A 19,320-nucleotide genomic window follows, 5' to 3' on the forward strand; every position below is an offset into this window, starting at 1 on the left:
ACGACATCGAGGGCACGTAGCTCAGTCCGGATAGAGCGTCGGACTTCTAGCTCCGCTGGCTGTGCCATCGGGGGAAGATATCCGACGGTCGTGGGTTCGAATCCCACCGTGCCCGTTATCTGCGAACGCCAGTGAGTAGTAACGACACCGTGGGTTCGAACCACGGCAGACCGAACGAAGCGAGGTCTGGCATCGGGTGAGAATCCCACCGTGCCCGTGACGCCGACGAGCGATGCGAGGCGTGCTGAACCCCAGCACGCAGGGGAGTCGAACTACGCGAGACGAGAAAGCGAGTCTCGCCATCGAGTGAGAATCTCACCGTCCCCGTCATTCCCAAACGATAGTACAGGGAACAGCAACGCTACAGGCCGAAGCGTAGCGTCAGGTGCAAGCGAACGCGTCATCGATACCATCCCTCTACTATCCTTCGAGCGGCCCGTGACCGGCTGGCTGCTCTAAAAACGCCTGTCGCCACCGATTAGTCCGCTGTGAAACGCTCCCCGGTGTATCGCAGTGAAGGGTACACTACTCTCGTTACGGAGTTGGTTTGCATGTCTTGTCAGAGGCACAGCAACCCAAGTGGGGGGTAAGTAACGGTTTCATACCCTTCACGCTAATGGCTTATCGGGCAAAGAGTATGAAACAGCGACATTTTCACACCGAGCCGTTGTTTTGAAAAAATGGGTGAAACACCGGGACTGTCGTCGGTGTCTCGGTCTCCAGGGGCTCCAGCGACACTTTGCTTCGCCACACAGTCCGGGTTCGGTCGCCCGACTGCACCGACGCTGTTTATCGACAGGTGCCCGGCCGTCTACGCCTCCACGATGTCGTCTTCCATGGCAGCGACTTCCGTGAGAATCGCCGCGACGTCGTCGTCGGGGACGCCGTTCTCCCGGAGCGCGGCTTCGAGGTGGGTCGCGACAGCACCGAATGCCTCTTCGGTGATGCCCATGCCCTCGTGGGCGGTTTCCATGTCGTCCCCGTCGTAGTCGACCGGCCCGCCGGCGACGGCGCTGATGAACTGGGACTGGTGGCTGCGGAGCTGGTCCATGTCGGTCTCCTCGAAGTACGGTTCGAGCACCGGGTCCGCAAGCACCCGGTCGTAGAAATCCGAGACCACCGCATCGACCGCGTCGCGACCGCCGATCCGCTCGAAGATGGACTGTGATGCCATTGTCGGTTGGCAAGGAAGCAGTCGGCATGACAGTTGTGGAAGAACATATTCGGTCGGGACCGCCGCCGGGACGCGACGCCGTGGCTCGGGGGACCTCCGGAGCGGACAGCGAGAGCCGGGAGCGTCACGGTCGCTGGCGACGGGCCAGTAGCACCGACAGCATGCCGAGCGTCCCGAGCACGGTCCACTCCCCGTGGCGGTCGGTGACTGGGCGGGCGGCGTCGAGGCTGTCCCTGTTCCCGCCGGCGGGGTTGGTCGCTGTGACCGCAGTGTCATCGACCGACGGCGCGGCGTTTGCCCGCCGGTCGGTCGTATCTGCCGCGCCGCTTCGTCGCAGGTCTCGGTCGGCGAGCGCGTCGGCCGGGACCGAGGGGGCGTTGCCAGTGACACTCTCCCGCACAAACGCGTCGAGGTCGTCCCCGGCGACAGCCGACACCGTCTCGGCGAACAGCGCGAGGGTGACCCGTTCGTCCTGCCGGGTCAGTCTGTCGAGGACGGTCTCGAACGTTCGGTCACCGTCGGTCGCCTGCCGGAGACGGGCGTCGATGGCCGCGACGACGCGTGTCCCCTTGTGGTACTGTGCGCCCGGCCCGTCCCAGCTATCGGGCCGTGTCAGGTCGGCGGTTTCGTGGCGCTCGGTCGTAATCCGCTCCCGGAACCGGTTTTCGTCGATGCCGCCCGCGCTGTAGGTGAAGAACGCGGTGTGGTAGTCCGCGCTGCCCTCCTCGAGCCAGTCCATCGCCGGTGCCGTCTCGAAGGTCTGTCGGGTGTGGCGGTACTCGTGGACCCAGACGCTGAGCGGGGACCGGACGGGCTCGCCGGCGTTGACGATGACGTCCGACTCGCCGTTCGACGGGGTGTACCCGCCCGCCGCGAGTTCGTTCGGGGCGACGAACACCCGGATGTGGCCGTGGTCCGGTCCGGCAGTCGAGGCTCGCTTCGCGTGGCTGATGGAGTCCAGCACGGCGGCACGGCCGGGTCGCAGGTCCGCAGCCGCCGGGACGACGAGCGTGATCCGGTCGCCGTCGACTGTTCTGGTCTCTCTCTCGTGGGGGCCGATGTAGACGGCTGTGGCCCCGGCGACACCGCGCTGGCCGGCCGCGAGCGCGAGCGACTCGTTCCACGCCGGCCGCGGCCCGACGTGCCAGCGCCAGCGGGCACGCAGCGACACTTCCTGTCTGGCCAGCAGCGTCCAGCGGTCGGTGTCGGCGGTCCGCTGGCCGAACGTCGTCGTGAGTCCGACCGGCACAGTGTAGGTCAGCCGTGCCGTCTCAGTATCATCGCTGATACGCCACCGGTCGCCGTCGGGTCGGAGTCCGTCGGCTCGAAGGACCGTCGTCTCCGCCGGTGTCCGTACCGAGAGTCCGGTGACGTGCTGTGGTCGCGCAATCGTTGCTGTCACACACACTCGACCGGTCTGGCTCGGCAGCCTCTCGATGGCGTACCGGACAGAAATCGAGCTGTCGGCGTCGCCGGTGTCGATTTGTGTCGGTGTTCCCGCTTCGACACCGAGGGCAGCTGGGGACGTACAGATCAAGAGGAGGCAAACCAGTCCTGCCACTGTCTGCGTTCTCATAGCTCTGGGTGCCGCCGAGTGCTACGCGGCAACCAGCGAGAGTCGGTAAAGTGTGTGCCGGTGAAAATCTCAAACGTAATAACGGGCTACCCGGGGCTAGGGTGGGGTCGCAAGCGTTTTGCCAGCGGCCACGCTATCCCCTGATATGGCCGACTGTCCGCTCGCAGACGACTGTCCCAAATTCACCGAACGAATCCAGGGGATGGGCTGTACCCACTACGGCGACCGCGGCGGTGCCGAGTGGTGCAATCACTACAATCAGCCGATCTCCGATCTCAAGAGCCAGCCAGTCAAGATCGGTGAGGAGGTCGCCGTCGACGTCGAGGACATCCACGAGAGCGGTGCCGGTGTCGGACGGACCGAGGACGGCTTCATCATCATGGTCGACGGCGTGCTTCCGCCGGCCCGCTCGCTGGTCAAGGTGACGAAGGTCCATTCGAACCACGCCCGGGCCGAGGAGATCGAACGACTGGAGATGGACGAGGAGCTCTCGGAGGCCGAGACGGACGAGGGCGATGCCGATGCTGAAGAGACGGGCAACGACGCGGACGACGACGGCCGGCGTCTCGGGAGCCGGGACAACTTCTGGGGCAGCTAGGACAGCCCGCGGGAACCAGCCAACGGGACAGTCAGCGAGCGGGACTTCTTTGAGACAGTCGGTACTTCTTCCGGACATGGACCTCGAACTCGATGGCAACGCAGCGCTGTGTACCGCCGCGACAAGCGGACTCGGGCTCGCGAGCGCCGAATCCCTCGCCGCGGAAGGGGCCGACGTGGCCGTCTGCGGCCAGACGCCGGACCACGTCGACGAGACCCGGGCCCGGCTCGAATCGATCGGCGACGGCGACGTCCTGGCTGTGACGGCCGACATCACTGACCCTGACCAGATCGAGGCGCTCGTCGAGGAGACCGTCGACAGCTTCGGCGGCCTCGACCACGTCGTCACCAGCGCCGGCGGTCCGGCCCCCGGGCCGTTCATGGAGGCAACGGAGCGGGAGTGGTACAGCGCCTACGACCTGCTGGTGATGAGCGCCGTCTGGACCACCCGGACCGCGTACCCCTACCTCCGGGACTCCGGGGCCGGCACGATCGTCAACATCACCTCCCGCTCCGTCCGGGAGGTCATCGACGACCTGGTGCTCTCGAACGCCGTCCGTCGCGCCGTCATCGGCCTGATGAAGACCCAGGCCCGCGAGTTCGCGCCGGAGGTCCGCGTGAACGCGGTCCTGCCCGGCGCACACGAGACGGACCGAATCGAAGAACTCGTCGAGGCGGCCGTCGAACGCGGCGAGTACGACTCCTACGAAGAGGGCATCGAATCCTGGTCCGACGCGCCCCTGGAGCGTGTCGGCCGCCCGGAGGAACTCGGTGACGTCGTCGCCTTCCTCTCGTCGGCCCGGTCCTCCTACGTCACCGGGACGGCCCTGCCCATCGACGGCGGCGCGATGCGGAGCTAACGCTCCCGGCCGCCGGGCCGCTCAGAACTGCCCGTCGGCCCGGAGTTCTGCGACCACCTCGCGAACTCGCTGGGCCTCGTCTTTCGGGACGACCAGCGTCCGGTCGTCGAAGGACGCTACCACCAGGTCTTCGACGCCGACGGCGCTGACGTGGCCGTCGCTTGCAAGCACGTTCCCCGCGGCGTCGACGGTGACTGCATCACCCAGCAGCGCGTTCCCGTTCTGGCTGTCGAGGACACGCTCGAAGGCGTCCCACGACCCGAGGTCGTCCCAGTCCAGCGCCGCCGGGACGACGAAGGCGTTCTTGGCGTCTTCGAGCACGGCGTAGTCGATGCTCACCGGGTCGACGGCGTCGAACGCCGCTCCGGGGTCCTCCTCTAGCCGCTCGACCATGGGTGCAAGCGGCGAGGACGCCGCGGCCGACAGGAGGGCGGTCGGCGTCCACGCGAACAGGCCGGCGTTCCAGTAGAACCCCTCCCGGACGTACTCCGTCGCCGTCTCCCGGTCGGGCTTCTCGTGGAACGTTTCGACCGGCGCGAAGCCGTTCTCGGATGGCCCGGGCTTGATGTAACCGTAGCCGGTCGCCGGCCGGTCCGGATCGATGCCGACGGTGACGAGCCCGTCCGTTTCAACTGCGACGCGCGCGGCCGTCCGTGCGACCGTCTCGAACGGCCCCGAGATCCGGTGGTCGCTCGGCAGACACAACAGGACGCAGTCGCCGACCTGCTCGCGGATGCGGTGGGCCCCGTACAGAAGCGCCGGCCCGGTGTCTTTCGGCTCCGGCTCGGTCAACACCGCCGCACTCGGGGCGCGCTCCCGCACCCCGTCGGCGAATGACTCCCGTGTCAACACGTACGTCTCGTCCGCGAACCCGACCCGGCTGACAGTCTCGGCGAGCAGCGACTGGTCCCGGCCAAAGGAGAGAAACTGCTTGGGCCGGTCGCTCCGACTCGCCGGATACAGACGCGTTCCGGTCCCCCCGGCGAGGACGAGCGCGACGATTGGTCGCTCCATACCTGGGCTTCACCCGGACGATGCTAAAGTGTTGTACTGCCGAGCGTGTCGAGGACAGGACGAATCCGTCGCCGGCAGCCACTCACCACGTCTCTATCGTGCCGTCCCTGATGTCCTCGACACAGCCCTGGCAGTCCGGGTTCTCCGCGTCGTAACACACTGGCCGCCGCTGCTCGTCCATCGACACCGCCCGGTACTCGGCGTGGCGGCGACAGACGATGCGGGCCCGTCCCTCCTCGTCTCTGGGCAGGCCGGCCTTCGCCGACCGTTTGCCGTTCTGATAGGCCTTCTTCGCGTCGGAGAGTTGCTGCTCGGCCGACCGTAACGTATCCCGGATGAGCCGCGCGAGTCGGTCGTCGTCGGCCATACCACCCGTTGTGTCCCGCGACAAATCAATCTTCTCGCGTGGTCCTCGCCCGCAACGACGACACCACACTCGGTTTTCACTTTCACTCCGCTGGGCGAGTGTTTATTACCGAAGACGACCAACCGTCGACTGTCTCCCAACGAAAACCAGGCGGAGACAGTGAAAGCCAATGACTGAGTCAGATTTGCGTACCCACGCGACAGAGATACACGAGCAGTTTTCCGACCAGCTAGAGATCGACGTCGACGACGTCGTCGACCGCCTCGATACGCTGGTCAACGATTACCAGGTCCCCATCAGTGAGGCCCGTCGGAGCGTCGTCAACACGTACCTCGACGAGGCCGGCATGGACCGCGACCAGCTGGGCGGCGGTGGCGGCGGCAACGAGCAGGTGAACGTCGCCGACGTCGACGCCCCCGAGGAGTGGGTCGACGTCCGCGCGACGGTCGTCGAGCTCTGGGAGCCACGCGCCGACGCCGTGGCCCAGGTCGGTCTGCTGGGCGACGAGACGGGCACAATCAAGTTCACGAAGTGGTCGAAGTCCGACCTGCCCTCCCTGGAGGAGGGGAAGTCCTACGCCCTGCGTAACGTCGTCACCGACGAGTACCAGGGCCGCTTCTCCGTGAAGCTCAACCGGACGACGACCATCGAGGAACTCGACGAAGAAATCGAGGTCGGCGACGACAGCGTCGAGGCCGAGGGCGCGCTGGTCGACATCCAGTCCGGCTCCGGGCTCATCAAGCGCTGTCCGGAAGACGACTGCACGCGCGTCCTCCAGAACGGCCGCTGTAGCGAACACGGCGAGGTCGAAGGCGAGTTCGACCTCCGCATCAAGGGCGTCCTCGACGACGGTGAGGAGGTCACCGAGGTCATCTTCGACGAGGCGGCGACCGAGGAACTGACCGGAATCACCCTCGAAGAGGCAAAGGAGATGGCGATGGACGCACTCGACACGACCGTCGTCGCAGACGAGATGCGACAGAAGATTCTCGGCCGGTACTACCGCGTTCGGGGCCCGACCTTCGGCCGCTACCTGCTCGCCGACGAGCAGGAGCGACTGACCGGGGCCGTGGATGCAGACGAGATTCTCATCAAAGCGAGGTCGATCTAGATGGCGAGTACACCCACCCGCGAGGTCGCACGGCGCGTCTTCGCACGCGAGTTCAACGACGCGAGCTACACGTTCAAGGAATCCGACGACGACCGTGCGCCGGTGTACGTCCTCCTCCCGACCGGCCAGCGCGCCAACCGCGTGTTCCTGGTCGGCACCCTCACCGAGACCGAAGACGTCGGCGAGGACAGCGAGTACTGGCAGGGTCGGGTCGTCGACCCCAACGGCGACACGTTCTTCATGTACGCCGGGCAGTACCAGCCAGACGCGGCGTCGATGCTGCGCGAACTGGAACCGCCCGCCTACGTCGCTGTCGTCGGCAAGCCACGCACCTACGAGACCGACGAGGGCGACGTGAACGTCTCGATTCGCCCCGAGTCCATCTCGGAGGTCGACGAGGCGACCCGGGACCGCTGGGTCGTCGAGACGGCCGAGCGCACGCTCGATAGGATCAAGCGATACAACGAGGCCGACCTCGAGGACCCGGCCACCGACGAGTACATCGCGATGGCAGACGAGGAGTACGAGCAACTGTCGATCGAGAACTACCGGCAGTCGGTCGTCGGTGCACTCGAGAGCTTGCAGGACGAGCAGACCGAAGCCAGCGCGGACTGAGCCGGTTTCGGCCCGTTTTTTTCGGCTGCGGGGGCTTTGCCGGCGCTAGGTCTCAAGCAGTTCGATGCGGTTCCCCTCGGGGTCGACGACGAACATGATGGTCGTCCCGCTCTCGGTCGTCTGCGGACCGCTCAGGGTTTCGACCGCGTCGGGGAGTCGGTCGGCGACGGCGTCGAGGTCGTCGACTACCAGCCCGGGATGGGTCGACCCCGGTCGGTTGAGCTCCGGGTCCGGCATCGCCTCGCCCTCTGGCTCGTAGGTCGCCAGTTCCAGGCGTACGTCGCCGGCGTCGAGGTGGACCAGCTCGGCGCTGGCCCCCTCGATGTCGACGGCGGTGCCGAACGCCTCGTCACCGACCGAAAATCGCGTAAGGACGTCCAGTCCGAGCACGTCGCGGTAGAACTCGACGGCACGGTCCAGGTCGCTGACGATGATACCGAAGTGGTGGGCGGTCGCGTCGATGTCTGTCGCCATCTCTGACCGAAAGCGGGGCCGGCCGGCTGTTAAATCACAGCGGTTCGCTGTTGCCGGCTAGACGTGAGGGGTACTGTCTGACAAACGATTAAATACGATGCCAGTAAAACAGTACATAACTATGGGCAACAAAAACAAAACTATCTCGTTTCGCGTCAGCGAGGACAAATTCGAGACCCTCCGCGAGATTGCCGAGGAGCGCGACATCTCGCTGTCCGCGGTCTTCCGGGACTACGTCGACACCCTTGTCTCCCACGACGGCCAGGTGAAAGTCGCGCCGGAACACGAGTTCGAGGACGGTGCAACCGAGACCAGCGCCGAGAGCTTCCCGCCGAAGGTCGAAGTCCCGAAGAGCTTCGTCCGCGAGCACGAGCGGCTCGAGCTGGAAGCCGAGCACCTCCGCGAACAACTGGAAGAACACAAGCGCTACGTCACGAAGCTCCGCCAGCAACTCGACGAGATGGACCAGGACGAGGTCATCCACCTCGAAGACCTAGACCAGGGCGAGGAGGACGACGCCTCCTACCGCATCGGCAGTTTCGACGACCTAGAGTAACCGCTGGCGTTTCCGCTGTACGTCCTCGGCCACGTCGTCGCGCCCATCGACATCGGCCAGGGTCTCCACGGCTTCTAACGTTCTGACCGAGTTATCGAGGAAGGAGAGCACGTCGCCCGGATAGGCATACAGCATGTAGTCGTCGCTCATCACGTCGACGACTGCGTCCGGCCCCATTCCTTGCTCGCGTAGTTCTAGCAGATACGAGATGAATTTCCGCTCGGCACACCCACAGTGGGGGTTGGCCTCACAGTCACAGTCCAGGAAATCCTCCGCGAAATCAAGCACTCGCTCCCTGGTGGCTTCGTCAAGCTTCGCCAGCCCCTCGCCCTGAAAGAGGATGTCCAGCGTCGCACCCTTGAACGCTCCCTTGGGAAAGCTCGTCTCTAGCTGGGAGGCCAGTTGCTGGTGGTTCTTGACGTAGATCTTGTCCGTGATGGCCACGCGTACTCAGGTGTACGTGTCGGCTGTGTAAAAGCGTCTCGAAGCTGATAGCCACAGGAGCGCCGCCCACTTCTGAACCAACATGCCACCGCTGTCACGCGCTCTCACGACTCACTGGGTTCCAGATTCGTAACGTATTTCTGTTCTAGCGGAATACCTATGAACGCTTCAGCAAGCGTGTCCGGGCTGGGGTAGTGGCATCCTTTAGCCTTGTGGTGGCTAAGAGGCGGGTTCAATTCCCGCGCCCGGACTTAGGACTTCTACCGGACGATTTCGGCACTTTCAGTATATTCCAGTTTTTCCCCTCCTAATTTCGCTACCCTTCATTTATAATATATCAGGAAACAGTACTTTCTGATGGCAAGCCACGACTGCCCTTCCTGTGACCGGACGTTTGATTCTAAACGCGGTCTCGGCGTTCACCACAGCAATGCCCACGGCGAATGCCTGCCAAACAGGGAGTGTGACCGCTGTTCGGTCCGATTTCACTCCGCATACGAGAAACGCTACTGCTCTGATGAGTGCCGCGACGCTGCAGTTTCTTTTTCGGGGGCCGACAACCCGAACTATTCTGACGCGAAGGAGGAGACGTCCTGTGACAACTGCGGCACGCTTTTCGAGTACTATCCCTCGGAAAAAGAGGGGTGTTACTGCCCGGAATGTGTCGAAACCGCTGAGTGGCGGCACAGCCGACAAATTTCCGGGTCTGACAACCCGAACTGGAACGGTGGAACGCTCAGATTTGACTGTTCTGTCTGTGAAATGCCAGTTGAACGATATCCGAGCGACGTGACTGGCGAAGTCGTCCTCTGTAGCCGCGATTGCCACGCCGAGTGGCTCTCGGAGGCGTTCACCGGCGACGGACATCCGAACTGGCGCGGCGGTGGCGTCGGAAACTACGGGCCGGGATGGCGGGCGGTGCGCGAGCAGGCCCTGGAACGCGACGACCACGCCTGCGTGCTGTGTGGGACTGATGCCGACGAACTGGGGCGGAACCCGGACGTCCACCACATCGTGCCGGTCCGGCTGTTCGCCGCGCTGCCGGCCCTCGCCGTCCGGGACGCCCACACGCTGGACAACGTCGTCTCGCTGTGTCCGGGCTGTCACCGGCGGGCGGAGTTCGGTCGGGTCTCGCGGGCGGAACTGCGCTGGCGGGCCGGCATCCCTCGGACGGATGCCTCCGTTACAGGCGGTGTCCCGGTGTAACCGGACCGGAACCTACACAATCGGTCCCGCCGCCAGTACGCGTATGTCACCGACTGTCGACGAACTGCGAAACGAGATCCGCGAGGCCGTCGGGCGGTACGAACGCCCGGTCTCGACCGCCTTCACCAAGGAGGCCCTGGCGGCGATCTGTGGGGCTGTCGGCTACGAGATCGACACGGATCGGCTGCCGTCGAAGCCACAGATGCGGGCGGGGATTCTCTGGCAGATCGGGGAACGGGACGACGACGACCCGGCGGACGCGGAACAGCCCTTCCGGAAGGGGGAACTCGAAGCGGTTGCCGCGGCGCTGGACACCGACTGACGGGGGCACGGCGGTTTCCTCCCGACCGCCAGAATGCGGAGCTATTTGCTTCCCGACAGCGAACTAACTAGTATGGCACGCAACCGCTCCCCACCGTTCGAGAACAGGCGCGCTGCTGGTCGGCAACTGGCCGAGGCGCTGCGCGAGCGGGACGTCGCGGTGGACATCGTCCTCGCGATACCGCGCGGTGGACTGCCGGTGGCGCGTCCCATCGCCGACGCGCTGGGCGCGCCGCTGGACATCGCGGTCGCAAAGAAGATCGGCGCACCGAACAACCCCGAGTTCGCCATCGGCGCCGTCGCCGCCGACGGGTCGGCCTGGCTCAACACCGACGTCATCGAGCAACGGGAGATCTCCCGCGAGTACGTCGCCAGCACCCGAGCCGAGATGGCCGAAGCCGCCCGGCAGAAGGCCCGGCGCTACCGCGACTCGGAGTCGTCGCCGTCGCTCACGGGCAAGCGGGTGTGTCTCGTCGACGATGGCGTGGCGACGGGCGCGACGGTGCGGGCCTGTATCGAGCAGGTCCGACAGGCAGATCCCGAACGACTCGTGCTCGCGGTTCCGGTCGGTTCGCCGCGGGCGATCTCGGAGCTCGAAGCGCTGGTCGACGAGGTGGTCTGTCTGGAGATGCCGTCGGCGTTCCGCGCCGTCGGCCAGTACTACGAACAGTTCGAGCAGGTCTCCGACGAGGAAGCGATGTCGTATCTCGCCGGCGAGTGACCGCTATCGCTCTATTCTGGACTCCGGCCGGACAGTCTCGGTCTCCGACCCGCCGATAGCGGTGTAGTCGCTGCTTGACTTGATAATCGACAGTGCCGTCATGATGTCCGACCGGGTGAGCAGCCCCGCGAAGGAGCCGTCCTCGTCAGTGACGAGCAGGCGGCCGACGGAGTTCTGCTGGAGCGAGGTCAGCGCGTCCATCACGTCCGTGTCCGGGCTGATCGTGATAATCTCCGTCGTCATCACGTCGCCGACGGTGTAGGCCTCGCGCTCGACCTCCTGGACGGCGCGGGCGTCTTCGAGCGTCACGAGGCCGACGACCTCGCCGCTACGTTCGACGGGATAGCCGGTGTGGCGCTCCTTGAACATCGTCTGGATGAGCTCCCGGACGGACATGCCTTCGGGGACCGTCGTCACGTGGTCCGCGGGCGTCATCACGTCCGCGACGGTGACGCCCTCGAACGCGGCCCGCATCGAGGTCTGGCGGGACTCGCCCGCCGCGCCGATGTAGATGAAGAAAGCGAGGCCGGCGAGGAAGATGTTCCCGAGGACGAAGATGCCAAAGAGGCCGAGGAAGACGGCGAACACCTTCCCGACCTCGGCGGCGATGGTGGTGGCTCTGGCGTAGGACCGCCGGCGGGCCAGCAGCGCGCGCAGGACGCGGCCGCCGTCCATCGGGAAGCCCGGGAGCATGTTGAACGCCGCCAGCGCGATGTTCATCAGTGCGAGATAGCCGAGGATGAACCGCGCCGATTCGATGGGGGCCGCCGCGCCGCTTGGCAGAATCTGGAACGCGACATAACAGACAGCGCCGACGGCGACGCTGACGATCGGGCCGGCGATGGCGATGACCAGCTCCTGTTTCCAGTCCTCTGGCATCTCGCTGAGCTGGGCAATGCCGCCGAACAGCCAGAGCGTGATGGAGTCGATAGGGAACCCATAGCGGATGGCCACGAGGGAGTGGCCGAGTTCGTGGAGGACGACGCCGGTGAACAGGCCGACGGCGGCACCGATGCCGAGCACCCAGACGAGCGCACCGTCGGTGAGGACAGCCGCGTCCAGCCCGGCGTTCAGCGTCCCGTTCAACAGCTCGGTCGTCTGTTCGATCTGTGTCCCGATAATCCAGGCGAACAGCGGCAGCACGAGGAGAAACGTCAGGTCCAGCTGGATTGGGATTCCGAACGCGCTTCCGATGCGGAACCGGCGCATACCCGACACTTCTCGGGGGACGGTCTTAAGCCCCCTTGGCAGGACTTCCACGTCCGTTCCGTCGGTACGCCTTTGCCGTGAGCCCGCGACGGGCCGTACATGAGCGACCCACTGATCCGGCGGGCAGACGACATCGAGTACGAGACGGTCGGGGCCGCCGACGGGCTGGAAAAAGGCGTTCTCATCGGCACGGAACAGGGCGGTGGCAACCTGGCGATCCGTCGCTTCACGCTCGCCGCCGGCGGCAGCGTGCCGAAACACACCAACGAAATCGAACACGAGCAGTACGTCCTTGCCGGTCAGTACACCGTCGGCATCGAGGGCGAAGAGTACGACGTCGAGGCCGGCGACAGCCTCCACATCCCCGCCGGCGCTGTCCACTGGTACCGGAACGACGGCGACGAACCGGGCGCGTTCCTCTGTGCGGTTCCCGCCGGCGACGACGAAATCAGGCTCCAGGAGTGACCGCTGTCAGTAGTTCAGTTCTCAGGAATCACAACAGCTGTGGGTCAGACTGTCCCCGCTGTCGTCGTACGAGGAGACGCGAGCCGGTGACGAGTCGAACAGGCGCCAGTGGACCGCTGCGTTTGAGAGCCCCCGGCGCAAACAGCGGGGCATGGAACGGATGGACGGCCTCGACGTCGTCGGCTGTGAGCGCTGTGACGACCTCTGTGCGTCGCGCTCGCGGATCGTCAACGGCGTCGGCCCCGCGGACGCGGACCTGCTGTTCGTCGGGGAGGCCCCCGGCGCGAACGAGGACGAACAGGGCGAACCGTTCGTCGGCCGGAGCGGCGACGTACTCGACGAGGCACTGCGCGGGGCCGGTCTCGACCGCGGCGACGTGCGCATCACCAACTGCGTGCGCTGTCGCCCGCCGGACAACCGCGACCCGCGGAACGGTGAGCTCGCGAACTGCCGCGCGTATCTGGAGGCGGAGATCGACCGCGTCGACCCCGAAGTCGTGGTGACGCTCGGGAAAGTGCCGGCCGAGCACCTGCTTGAGCGTGCCGTCGCCGTCACCGGCGAAGCGGGCGAGGTGTTCGACGTGGCTATCGCCGGCCAGCCACGGCGCGTCCTGGTCTCCGTCCACCCGGCGGCGACACTGTACGACCCGAGCCAGAAGGAGACCTTCGAGTCGGCGCTTTCGACTGCCGCGGAGTTCACCGACGCACAGAGCGGCCAGTCCCGACTCGGCGAGTTCTGAGCCGACCCTTGCGTGAACAGGAAGTCACTTAGCCCCTGTGCGTCTACGGACGCGTATGAGTGTCAGACAGACGACCGCGGACGTGGTCGTCGTCGATTACGGACTCGGGAACCTCCGGAGCGTCACGCGCGGGCTCGAACGCGCCGGCGCGGACGTCTCGCTCTCGGAGGACCCGGCGGAGTTCGACGCGGCCGACGGCATCGTCCTGCCCGGCGTCGGGGCGTTCTCCGAAGGGATGGACAACGCCGGGCCGTTCCGCGAGGCGCTGGTCGAACAGGCCGAGGCCGGCAAGCCCCTGTTCGGGATCTGCCTGGGGATGCAGATGCTCCTGACGACCAGCGAGGAGGCCGACCACGCCGGCCAGGGCGACGCCGAGGGCCTCGACCTCATTCCCGGGAAGAACGTCCGGTTCAGCCGCGACCAGACCGTGCCACACATGGGCTGGAACGAACTCGACGTGACGCGGGACCACCCGCTCGTCGAGGGCGTCGACGGCGAACACGCCTACTTCGTCCACTCCTACTACGCCGTCCCCGACGACGAGAACGCGACGGTGGCGACGACAGACTACGGGGCTGACTTCGCCTCGGTCGTCGCCAACGACGCTGGCAACGTCTTCGGCACGCAGTTCCACCCAGAGAAATCGGGCGAGACGGGGCTGCGAATCCTCCGGAACTACGTCGACTACTGTCTCGACCACTGACCGCGCCACGCTACTTGCTGCCATGACCGAAGACGACTCCGTCGTCCTGCTCACCGGCGCGGCGTCGGGCATCGGTGCGGCGACGGCGCGGGCGTTCGCCGACGACGGCTGGACCGTCTACGCGACGGACGTTCGGACGGCGTTTCCCGAAGATATCCGCGAGCGCTGTCGCTGTCTCGAACTCGACGTGACCGACGACACACAGGTCGAGGCCGTCGTCGACCGCATCCTCGAGGAGGCGGGCCGACTCGACTGTCTTGTGAACAACGCCGGCTACGGCGTCGCCGGTCCGGTCGAAGACATCGCCAGTGACGACGTTCGCGAGCAGTTCGACGTGCTGGTCCACGGCCCACACCGGCTCGCACAGGCAGTGCTCCCCGAGATGCGTGAGCGCGGTGGCCGTATCATCACTGTCTCCAGCGTGTTAGGCCACACCGCGTCGCCGGGACTCGGCGCGTATTCGGCCGGCAAAGCCGCCGTCGAGTCGTTGACCGACGCGCTCCGGATAGAGGTCGCCGGAGCGAGCGACCTCCACGTCTCGCTCGTCGAGCCGGCGTGGGTCGAGACGGGATTCGCCGACAGCGCGCTGGGGAGCCTGCACGACAGGGACCGGACGCCGACCTACGACCGGACGTACGACGCGCTGGAGGACGGCTGGATACTCACCGGCGGACCGCTGGCGACGACGCCGGAGACCGTCGCCGCGACAGTCCTCGCTGCGGCGACTGACGCCACACCGAAGGCCCGCTACCCCGTCGGGGCCTTCGCCACGTTCGTCCGGTGGACCCACTGGCTCCCGGCGCGGCTTCAGGACCCGATCCACCGCGGGTTCGGCCGACTAAGTGCGTTTCTGGGACGGTGGCTGCGATGACGAAACTGGTCGACGGCGACCGGGTCCGGCTCTCGACCGGTCACGAGGTGACGCTGCCGCTGGCCACCGAGGCGACGGTCGCCGGCGCGGTGTTTCCGGCGCGATACGAGGTTGCGGAGTCGCTGCTGCCAGCCGGACTGACGCCGGTTCGAGCGACGGCCCGGAGAGCTGCAGTCGTGCTCCTCTGTGTCGAGTACCACCGCATCGGCGACGACGCGATGGCCCCCTACGACGAGTTCGCGGTGATGATTCCGGCGACCCCGGACGGCCGGCGACCGCCGCTGCTTCCGCTGCTGACCCGTGGGGCCGGGGCCTACGTCTGGTCGCTCCCGGTGACGACCGAGCCCGCTCGCGCCCTCGGCGACGAGATCTGGGGCTACCCGAAGACGGTCGCCGACATCGCCCACTGCGACGACCCGACCCGCCGCGAGACCACGGTCGTCGAGGACGGCGACCGCGTGGCGACGGTCGGCATCGACTGGCCCCGGACCTGGGAGCGCCGGGAACGGTTTGGGGGCTATGCGGTCCGAGAGGGACGGCTGGAACGGACGCCAGTCGAGTTCCAGGGGAAACTGGGGGCCGCGCCGCTGAGCGGGCGCGTCGACGTAGACCTCGGCGACCACGAGCGCGCCGACACGCTCCGCTCGCTCGACCTCGGCTCTCGGTCAATACTACGATTCTCGCTGGAGGGGCGGATAACGTACGGCGCTGGGCGGGCGGTGGAGCGGTAGCGGCGCGTGGCGGTAGGCAAGGGCAGCATGGAAGCCGTACAACAGGCGTACCGCGCGCCGGCGGCGCGCGGTTTCAATCCGAGCGCGGCCGTCGGCCGCGCTCGGAGGGTTTTTAGCGTAGCTTTTTGCAAGCGGGGGTACCCGCAGGCCGCTCCGCGGCCGAGGATACCCCCCGCAGTAAAAAGGTACTATAGGAACTCGCGGACGTCCGAGTACCACATGTCGTGTTCGTCGACGGCGTCGATGGCCTCGGCGACGCGGACGGCGATGGCGTGCCAGCAGAGCTGGTCGGGGTCGTCGGCGTCGAGGTTGTACTCGCTGTCGGCGCAGGTACAGCCGCCGTCCTCGACGATGTACTCGTCGTCGTGGCCGACGACGACCGTGAAATCGCGGTACTGCTTGACCCGGCTCTCGCCGACAGCCTCGATGGCCTGGTGGCCGCGGTCACCGTGGACGTCGACGATAGCCGACACTGCGTCGGGGGTCAGCTCCCCGGCGGCTTCGAGGTCGGCCACCCACTCCTCGACTCCGGTCACAGCCATGCTACGGAAAGGGGCGACAAAACGGCGTCGGCTTCAGCGTCCCAGGCACGACTGACAGGGAGATTATCAGTGTTTGTACTGCGCCCAGAAGGATAAACACGGAGTACGGGTTCTTTGGGGCATGGACCTCCCGTGGCTGGCGCTTGGCTCGTTCGCCTCGGGACTCGGGTCGCTGTATCTGCTGGCCCAGCTCCGGACACATTGGGACAAGCCCGGCGCGCAGTGGTTCGTCGCCACCGTCGTCACGCAAACGGTCTGGTGTTTCAGCTACGGCGCGGCGCTGCTGGTGTTCGACCGGACCGTTCGCCTCGCCCTGGAGATGGTGTCCTGGCTTGGCATCATCTGGATCGGCTTCTGTTTCCTCTCCTTCGCGCTGGGATACACTGGCCGGACGAACGTCCTGGAGAGTGGCTGGTACCGGACCGTGGCGGTGCTTCCGCTCGTCGGGACGGCGCTCGTCGTCACGAACCCGCTCCACACCGTGGTCTGGCAGGGGTTCCGGGTCGTGCCGGCCGCCGGCAGTGCGGGCGCCGACTACGCCGTCTTGCCGGCCGGACTACTCACGATCATCGTCGCGATGCTGTTTGTCAGTTTCGGGACCTTACTGGTGTTCGATACAGTCGTCAGCTACGGCCCCCTGTACCGGCGCGAGGCGCTGGCGGTGGGTCTGAGCCCGATACCGCCCGGGGCCGGGGTGCTGCTGTGGGCCGGCGGCGTCGGGCCGGTTCCGGCGGTGAACCTGACGACGCTCCTGTTCCTGCCCCACGTCGCGCTGGACCTGTACGCGTTCGTCCGGAGCGACATGTTCGAGTTCCACCCGGCGACCCGCCGGGCCGGCGAGCGGGCGGCCATCCACGACATCGCCACACCGGTCGCCATCGTCGACGAGCAGGGCCGCGTGGTGAACCTCAACCCCGCCGCCGAGCGGATGCTCGCCGTCGACAAGCACGAGGCGCTGACGGAGCCGCTGAACGACTTTCTGGCGGGCGATGCCATCGAAACCGACGGCGGGAGTTCGCGGGTATCCATCGAGACCGAGGGCCGACACCGCGAGTTCAAAGTCCGGCAGACGGCGCTCCGGGACGAGGCGGGCACGCGACTGGGGTACACGGTCGTCTTTCAGGACATCACCGACGAGATTCGCCGCGAGCGCCGCCTGGAAGTGCTCAACCGCTTTCTCAGACACAACGTCCGCAACGAGAGCGTCGTCATCCAGGCCCGGGCGGAACTGCTGGCGGCGGAACTCCACGGCGACAACGCCGACCACGCGGCGACAATCGAGCGGTCGGTCAGTCGGCTGGTCGACTCCGGCGAGAAGGCCCGGACCCTCGCCGAAGCAGGTGCCGGCGACGCGACCTTCGAACCGGTCACGTTGGCCGACCTCGCCGCCGATGTCGTGGCGACTGCCCGCGAAGAGTACGGCGGGGACGTGACCGTCGAGATACCCGACGACCTCCGGCTGACGACTCAGCCGGCCCTGCTCGAGATTCTGCTCGCCAACCTCGTCGAGAACGCCCTCCAGCACGTTCCAGAGGCCGTCGTCACCGTCGGCGCAACGGTAGAGGGCGACGACGTCGCGCTGACCGTCAGCGACAACGGCCCCGGGGTGCCGGACCACGAACTCGGCGTGCTGGAGCGGGGCCGCGAGACGGACCTGAACCACGGCAGCGGCATCGGCCTCTGGCTCGTCCGCTGGACGGCCACGACGTTGGAGGGGGACCTCGACTTCGACACGAGCGACGGGACGACGGCGACCGTCCGACTGCCACAGGAGCGGACGGCCGCCGAAGCGGCGTGAGCGGAGAGCCTTCGAACGACTTAACGGCGCCCGCACGGACCGGAGAGTATGCGCGTCAGTGAGGGCCGAGTGACGGTCACGGTGCCGGAACAGCCCGACGCGGGGAAGGGCGCGGACGTGTTCTTCAACCCCGTCCAGGAGCTGAACCGCGATATCACCGTGGCAGCGCTGCGGGCCTACCGAGAGCGAACCCCCCGCGTGTCGACGTACCTGGACGCCACCGCCGCCAGCGGCATCCGGGGCGTCCGCGCGGCGGCCAACGACTGGGAGACGACGCTGTGTGACATCGACGACGACGCGACGGCGCTGTGTGAACGGAACCTCGAACGCAACGACCTCGCCGCCTCGGTCCGGCGGTCGGACGCGAACGTTCTCATGCACTCCGAGGCCTTCGACGTGGTCGACGTGGACCCGTTTGGCACCCCGATTCCGTTCGCCGACGCGGCCATCCAGGGGACCAAACACCTCCTCTGTGTGACGGCCACCGACACAGCGCCGCTGTGTGGCGCACACTTCGAGAGCGGCGTCCGCTCCTACGGCACGGTACCGCGAAACACCGAGTTCCACGCCGAGATGGGGATGCGGGTCCTGCTGTCGGCGATGGTCCGTACCGCCGCCCGATACGACATCGCCGCCCGGCCGATTCTCAGCCACGCGACGAAACACTACGCCCGGACCTACCTGGAGTTCGACCACGGCGCGAGGGTCGCCAACGACTGCATCGACGAACTGGGCTATGTCTACCACTGCCAGCACTGCCTCTGGCGCGACCACGACTACGGCCTCATCGCCGACCCGCCCGAGGACTGTCCGGTCTGTGACGAGCACCTCCAGACGGCCGGTCCCATCTGGCTGGGCCGGACCTGTGACCCCGACTTCGCCGACGCCGTCGCCGAGCACGTGACCGAGGAGATGGGCACCGCCGAGGAAGCGAAAGAACTGCTTGCAACGCTCAGAGCGGAAATCGACACGCCGACCCACTACGACCAGCACCGCCTCTGCAAGCGCTGGGGCCGCGGCGCGGAAGCCATGGACGAGTTCATCGAGAAGCTCCGCGACGCTGGCTACGAGGCCTCTCGAACGCACTACGGCGGGACGACGTTCAAGACGGACGCCGACGTGGTGGCGATTCGCGAGGCGACGGCGGACTGAGACGGGCGATTGCCCGTCGACCGCCCGCAAAGGGCGGCGTGTCCGGAACGGGAATGCAACATGTTGCTGAAAAC

The 19,320-nt window shown here is 66.5% G+C and carries 23 protein-coding genes and 1 tRNA gene; 16 read left to right on the top strand and 8 right to left on the bottom strand.

What is annotated here, in order from left to right; translation table 11 throughout:
• Positions 1-10: 10 nt before the first annotated feature.
• Positions 11-115: transfer RNA gene (locus tag KZ498_RS04005), tRNA-Arg, on the top strand.
• Positions 116-811: 696 nt separating this feature from the next.
• On the opposite strand, the gene KZ498_RS04010 is transcribed toward KZ498_RS04005, so the two are convergent.
• Both KZ498_RS04010 and KZ498_RS04015 read right to left on the bottom strand, forming a co-directional pair.
• Positions 812-1,174, bottom strand: a complete 363-nt coding sequence (locus KZ498_RS04010) for a group 1 truncated hemoglobin (RefSeq protein WP_312616992.1) — start codon at positions 1,172-1,174, stop codon at positions 812-814.
• Positions 1,175-1,298: 124 nt separating this feature from the next.
• Complete coding sequence (locus tag KZ498_RS04015; protein WP_312616994.1) at positions 1,299-2,750, bottom strand: hypothetical protein; 1,452 nt, start codon at positions 2,748-2,750, stop codon at positions 1,299-1,301.
• A 145-nt stretch (positions 2,751-2,895) separates the two neighbouring features.
• On the opposite strand from KZ498_RS04015, the gene KZ498_RS04020 reads away from it, so the two are divergent.
• Complete coding sequence (locus KZ498_RS04020; RefSeq protein WP_312616996.1) at positions 2,896-3,348, top strand: TRAM domain-containing protein; 453 nt, start codon at positions 2,896-2,898, stop codon at positions 3,346-3,348.
• A 76-nt stretch (positions 3,349-3,424) separates the two neighbouring features.
• Positions 3,425-4,207, top strand: coding sequence for an SDR family oxidoreductase (locus tag KZ498_RS04025; RefSeq protein WP_312616998.1), 783 nt, complete (start codon positions 3,425-3,427; stop codon positions 4,205-4,207).
• A gap of 21 nt (positions 4,208-4,228) precedes the next feature.
• Here the strand turns inward: KZ498_RS04025 and KZ498_RS04030 are convergent, their stop codons facing one another.
• Together KZ498_RS04030 and KZ498_RS04035 are read right to left on the bottom strand one after the other, a co-directional pair.
• Entirely contained in the window at positions 4,229-5,221 is a 993-nt protein-coding gene (locus tag KZ498_RS04030; RefSeq protein ID WP_312616999.1) for a sugar phosphate nucleotidyltransferase, read from the bottom strand.
• A gap of 82 nt (positions 5,222-5,303) precedes the next feature.
• Entirely contained in the window at positions 5,304-5,588 is a 285-nt protein-coding gene (locus tag KZ498_RS04035) for a hypothetical protein (protein WP_312617001.1), read from the bottom strand.
• Positions 5,589-5,757: 169 nt separating this feature from the next.
• Between KZ498_RS04035 and KZ498_RS04040 the strand changes: the two genes are divergently transcribed.
• The gene (locus KZ498_RS04040) at positions 5,758-6,699 is read left to right on the top strand and encodes a replication factor A (RefSeq protein WP_312617002.1); all 942 of its coding nucleotides are present in this window, start codon (positions 5,758-5,760) and stop codon (positions 6,697-6,699) included.
• Complete coding sequence (locus KZ498_RS04045) at positions 6,700-7,314, top strand: DNA-binding protein (protein WP_312617003.1); 615 nt, start codon at positions 6,700-6,702, stop codon at positions 7,312-7,314.
• A gap of 45 nt (positions 7,315-7,359) precedes the next feature.
• On the opposite strand, the gene KZ498_RS04050 is transcribed toward KZ498_RS04045, so the two are convergent.
• Positions 7,360-7,788, bottom strand: a complete 429-nt coding sequence (locus KZ498_RS04050) for a VOC family protein (RefSeq protein ID WP_312617005.1) — start codon at positions 7,786-7,788, stop codon at positions 7,360-7,362.
• Positions 7,789-7,909: 121 nt separating this feature from the next.
• Here KZ498_RS04050 and KZ498_RS04055 point away from each other — a divergent pair, with 121 nt between their 5' ends.
• Positions 7,910-8,344 carry a CopG family transcriptional regulator gene (locus KZ498_RS04055; RefSeq protein ID WP_312617007.1) on the top strand — a complete coding sequence of 145 codons (435 nt, stop codon included), beginning with the start codon at positions 7,910-7,912 and terminating at the stop codon, positions 8,342-8,344.
• Here the strand turns inward: KZ498_RS04055 and KZ498_RS04060 are convergent.
• Positions 8,336-8,788, bottom strand: a complete 453-nt coding sequence (locus tag KZ498_RS04060; RefSeq protein ID WP_312617008.1) for a DUF5814 domain-containing protein — start codon at positions 8,786-8,788, stop codon at positions 8,336-8,338. The two genes, KZ498_RS04055 and KZ498_RS04060, sit on opposite strands and share 9 nt — an antisense overlap.
• A gap of 357 nt (positions 8,789-9,145) precedes the next feature.
• On the opposite strand from KZ498_RS04060, the gene KZ498_RS04065 reads away from it, so the two are divergent.
• The 3 genes from KZ498_RS04065 to KZ498_RS04075 all read left to right on the top strand — a co-directional run bounded on the left by KZ498_RS04065 (position 9,146) and on the right by KZ498_RS04075 (position 11,036).
• Entirely contained in the window at positions 9,146-9,994 is an 849-nt protein-coding gene (locus KZ498_RS04065; protein WP_312617010.1) for an HNH endonuclease, read from the top strand.
• A gap of 43 nt (positions 9,995-10,037) precedes the next feature.
• Positions 10,038-10,316 carry a hypothetical protein gene (locus KZ498_RS04070; RefSeq protein ID WP_312617011.1) on the top strand — a complete coding sequence of 93 codons (279 nt, stop codon included), beginning with the start codon at positions 10,038-10,040 and terminating at the stop codon, positions 10,314-10,316.
• 72 nt (positions 10,317-10,388) lie between these two features.
• Positions 10,389-11,036, top strand: a complete 648-nt coding sequence (locus tag KZ498_RS04075; protein ID WP_312617012.1) for a phosphoribosyltransferase family protein — start codon at positions 10,389-10,391, stop codon at positions 11,034-11,036.
• A 3-nt stretch (positions 11,037-11,039) separates the two neighbouring features.
• Here KZ498_RS04075 and KZ498_RS04080 read toward each other — a convergent pair whose 3' ends face one another.
• Positions 11,040-12,245 (bottom strand): CBS domain-containing protein, encoded by a 1,206-nt coding sequence (locus KZ498_RS04080; protein WP_312617014.1) that lies wholly within the window; start codon positions 12,243-12,245, stop codon positions 11,040-11,042.
• A gap of 99 nt (positions 12,246-12,344) precedes the next feature.
• On the opposite strand from KZ498_RS04080, the gene KZ498_RS04085 reads away from it, so the two are divergent.
• The 5 genes from KZ498_RS04085 to KZ498_RS04105 all read left to right on the top strand — a co-directional run bounded on the left by KZ498_RS04085 (position 12,345) and on the right by KZ498_RS04105 (position 15,754).
• Positions 12,345-12,710: a cupin domain-containing protein gene (locus tag KZ498_RS04085; protein ID WP_312617015.1), complete on the top strand. Its 366-nt coding sequence runs from the start codon at positions 12,345-12,347 to the stop codon at positions 12,708-12,710.
• A gap of 151 nt (positions 12,711-12,861) precedes the next feature.
• A complete protein-coding gene (locus KZ498_RS04090) occupies positions 12,862-13,449 on the top strand; it encodes a uracil-DNA glycosylase (protein WP_312617016.1) in 588 nt (195 codons plus the stop codon).
• Between the two features lie 55 nt (positions 13,450-13,504).
• Complete coding sequence (hisH, locus tag KZ498_RS04095) at positions 13,505-14,152, top strand: imidazole glycerol phosphate synthase subunit HisH (RefSeq protein WP_312617018.1); 648 nt, start codon at positions 13,505-13,507, stop codon at positions 14,150-14,152.
• Between the two features lie 22 nt (positions 14,153-14,174).
• The gene (locus KZ498_RS04100; protein WP_312617020.1) at positions 14,175-15,023 is read left to right on the top strand and encodes an SDR family oxidoreductase; all 849 of its coding nucleotides are present in this window, start codon (positions 14,175-14,177) and stop codon (positions 15,021-15,023) included.
• A complete protein-coding gene (locus KZ498_RS04105; protein WP_312617021.1) occupies positions 15,020-15,754 on the top strand; it encodes an acetoacetate decarboxylase family protein in 735 nt (244 codons plus the stop codon). Before KZ498_RS04100 ends, KZ498_RS04105 begins: the two co-directional genes overlap by 4 nt.
• Before the next feature lie 188 nt (positions 15,755-15,942).
• Here the strand turns inward: KZ498_RS04105 and KZ498_RS04110 are convergent, their stop codons facing one another.
• Positions 15,943-16,296, bottom strand: coding sequence for a hypothetical protein (locus tag KZ498_RS04110; RefSeq protein WP_312617022.1), 354 nt, complete (start codon positions 16,294-16,296; stop codon positions 15,943-15,945).
• A 121-nt stretch (positions 16,297-16,417) separates the two neighbouring features.
• Between KZ498_RS04110 and KZ498_RS04115 the strand changes: the two genes are divergently transcribed.
• Positions 16,418-18,094: a histidine kinase N-terminal 7TM domain-containing protein gene (locus tag KZ498_RS04115; RefSeq protein WP_312617023.1), complete on the top strand. Its 1,677-nt coding sequence runs from the start codon at positions 16,418-16,420 to the stop codon at positions 18,092-18,094.
• A gap of 48 nt (positions 18,095-18,142) precedes the next feature.
• Complete coding sequence (locus KZ498_RS04120; protein WP_312617025.1) at positions 18,143-19,246, top strand: tRNA (guanine(26)-N(2))-dimethyltransferase; 1,104 nt, start codon at positions 18,143-18,145, stop codon at positions 19,244-19,246.
• Positions 19,247-19,320: the final 74 nt, after the last annotated feature.

The organism is Haloarcula sp. 1CSR25-25 (genome assembly GCF_032027985.1).
Lineage (GTDB): Archaea > Halobacteriota > Halobacteria > Halobacteriales > Haloarculaceae > Haloarcula.

Bases quoted from the DNA above. Each gene is read 5' to 3' on its own strand.
- KZ498_RS04120 (WP_312617025.1), top strand. From the start codon at position 18,143: ATGCGCGTCAGTGAGGGCCGAGTGACGGTCACGGTGCCGGAACAGCCC.
- KZ498_RS04020 (WP_312616996.1), top strand. From the start codon at position 2,896: ATGGCCGACTGTCCGCTCGCAGACGACTGTCCCAAATTCACCGAACGA.
- KZ498_RS04080 (WP_312617014.1), bottom strand. From the start codon at position 12,245: ATGCGCCGGTTCCGCATCGGAAGCGCGTTCGGAATCCCAATCCAGCTG.
- KZ498_RS04025 (WP_312616998.1), top strand. From the start codon at position 3,425: ATGGACCTCGAACTCGATGGCAACGCAGCGCTGTGTACCGCCGCGACA.
- KZ498_RS04110 (WP_312617022.1), bottom strand. From the start codon at position 16,296: ATGGCTGTGACCGGAGTCGAGGAGTGGGTGGCCGACCTCGAAGCCGCC.
- KZ498_RS04030 (WP_312616999.1), bottom strand. From the start codon at position 5,221: ATGGAGCGACCAATCGTCGCGCTCGTCCTCGCCGGGGGGACCGGAACG.
- KZ498_RS04050 (WP_312617005.1), bottom strand. From the start codon at position 7,788: ATGGCGACAGACATCGACGCGACCGCCCACCACTTCGGTATCATCGTC.
- KZ498_RS04055 (WP_312617007.1), top strand. From the start codon at position 7,910: ATGGGCAACAAAAACAAAACTATCTCGTTTCGCGTCAGCGAGGACAAA.
- KZ498_RS04065 (WP_312617010.1), top strand. From the start codon at position 9,146: ATGGCAAGCCACGACTGCCCTTCCTGTGACCGGACGTTTGATTCTAAA.
- hisH (WP_312617018.1), top strand. From the start codon at position 13,505: ATGAGTGTCAGACAGACGACCGCGGACGTGGTCGTCGTCGATTACGGA.
- KZ498_RS04040 (WP_312617002.1), top strand. From the start codon at position 5,758: ATGACTGAGTCAGATTTGCGTACCCACGCGACAGAGATACACGAGCAG.
- KZ498_RS04090 (WP_312617016.1), top strand. From the start codon at position 12,862: ATGGAACGGATGGACGGCCTCGACGTCGTCGGCTGTGAGCGCTGTGAC.
- KZ498_RS04105 (WP_312617021.1), top strand. From the start codon at position 15,020: ATGACGAAACTGGTCGACGGCGACCGGGTCCGGCTCTCGACCGGTCAC.
- KZ498_RS04115 (WP_312617023.1), top strand. From the start codon at position 16,418: ATGGACCTCCCGTGGCTGGCGCTTGGCTCGTTCGCCTCGGGACTCGGG.
- KZ498_RS04070 (WP_312617011.1), top strand. From the start codon at position 10,038: ATGTCACCGACTGTCGACGAACTGCGAAACGAGATCCGCGAGGCCGTC.
- KZ498_RS04085 (WP_312617015.1), top strand. From the start codon at position 12,345: ATGAGCGACCCACTGATCCGGCGGGCAGACGACATCGAGTACGAGACG.
- KZ498_RS04045 (WP_312617003.1), top strand. From the start codon at position 6,700: ATGGCGAGTACACCCACCCGCGAGGTCGCACGGCGCGTCTTCGCACGC.
- KZ498_RS04035 (WP_312617001.1), bottom strand. From the start codon at position 5,588: ATGGCCGACGACGACCGACTCGCGCGGCTCATCCGGGATACGTTACGG.
- KZ498_RS04100 (WP_312617020.1), top strand. From the start codon at position 14,175: ATGACCGAAGACGACTCCGTCGTCCTGCTCACCGGCGCGGCGTCGGGC.
- KZ498_RS04015 (WP_312616994.1), bottom strand. From the start codon at position 2,750: ATGAGAACGCAGACAGTGGCAGGACTGGTTTGCCTCCTCTTGATCTGT.
- KZ498_RS04075 (WP_312617012.1), top strand. From the start codon at position 10,389: ATGGCACGCAACCGCTCCCCACCGTTCGAGAACAGGCGCGCTGCTGGT.
- KZ498_RS04010 (WP_312616992.1), bottom strand. From the start codon at position 1,174: ATGGCATCACAGTCCATCTTCGAGCGGATCGGCGGTCGCGACGCGGTC.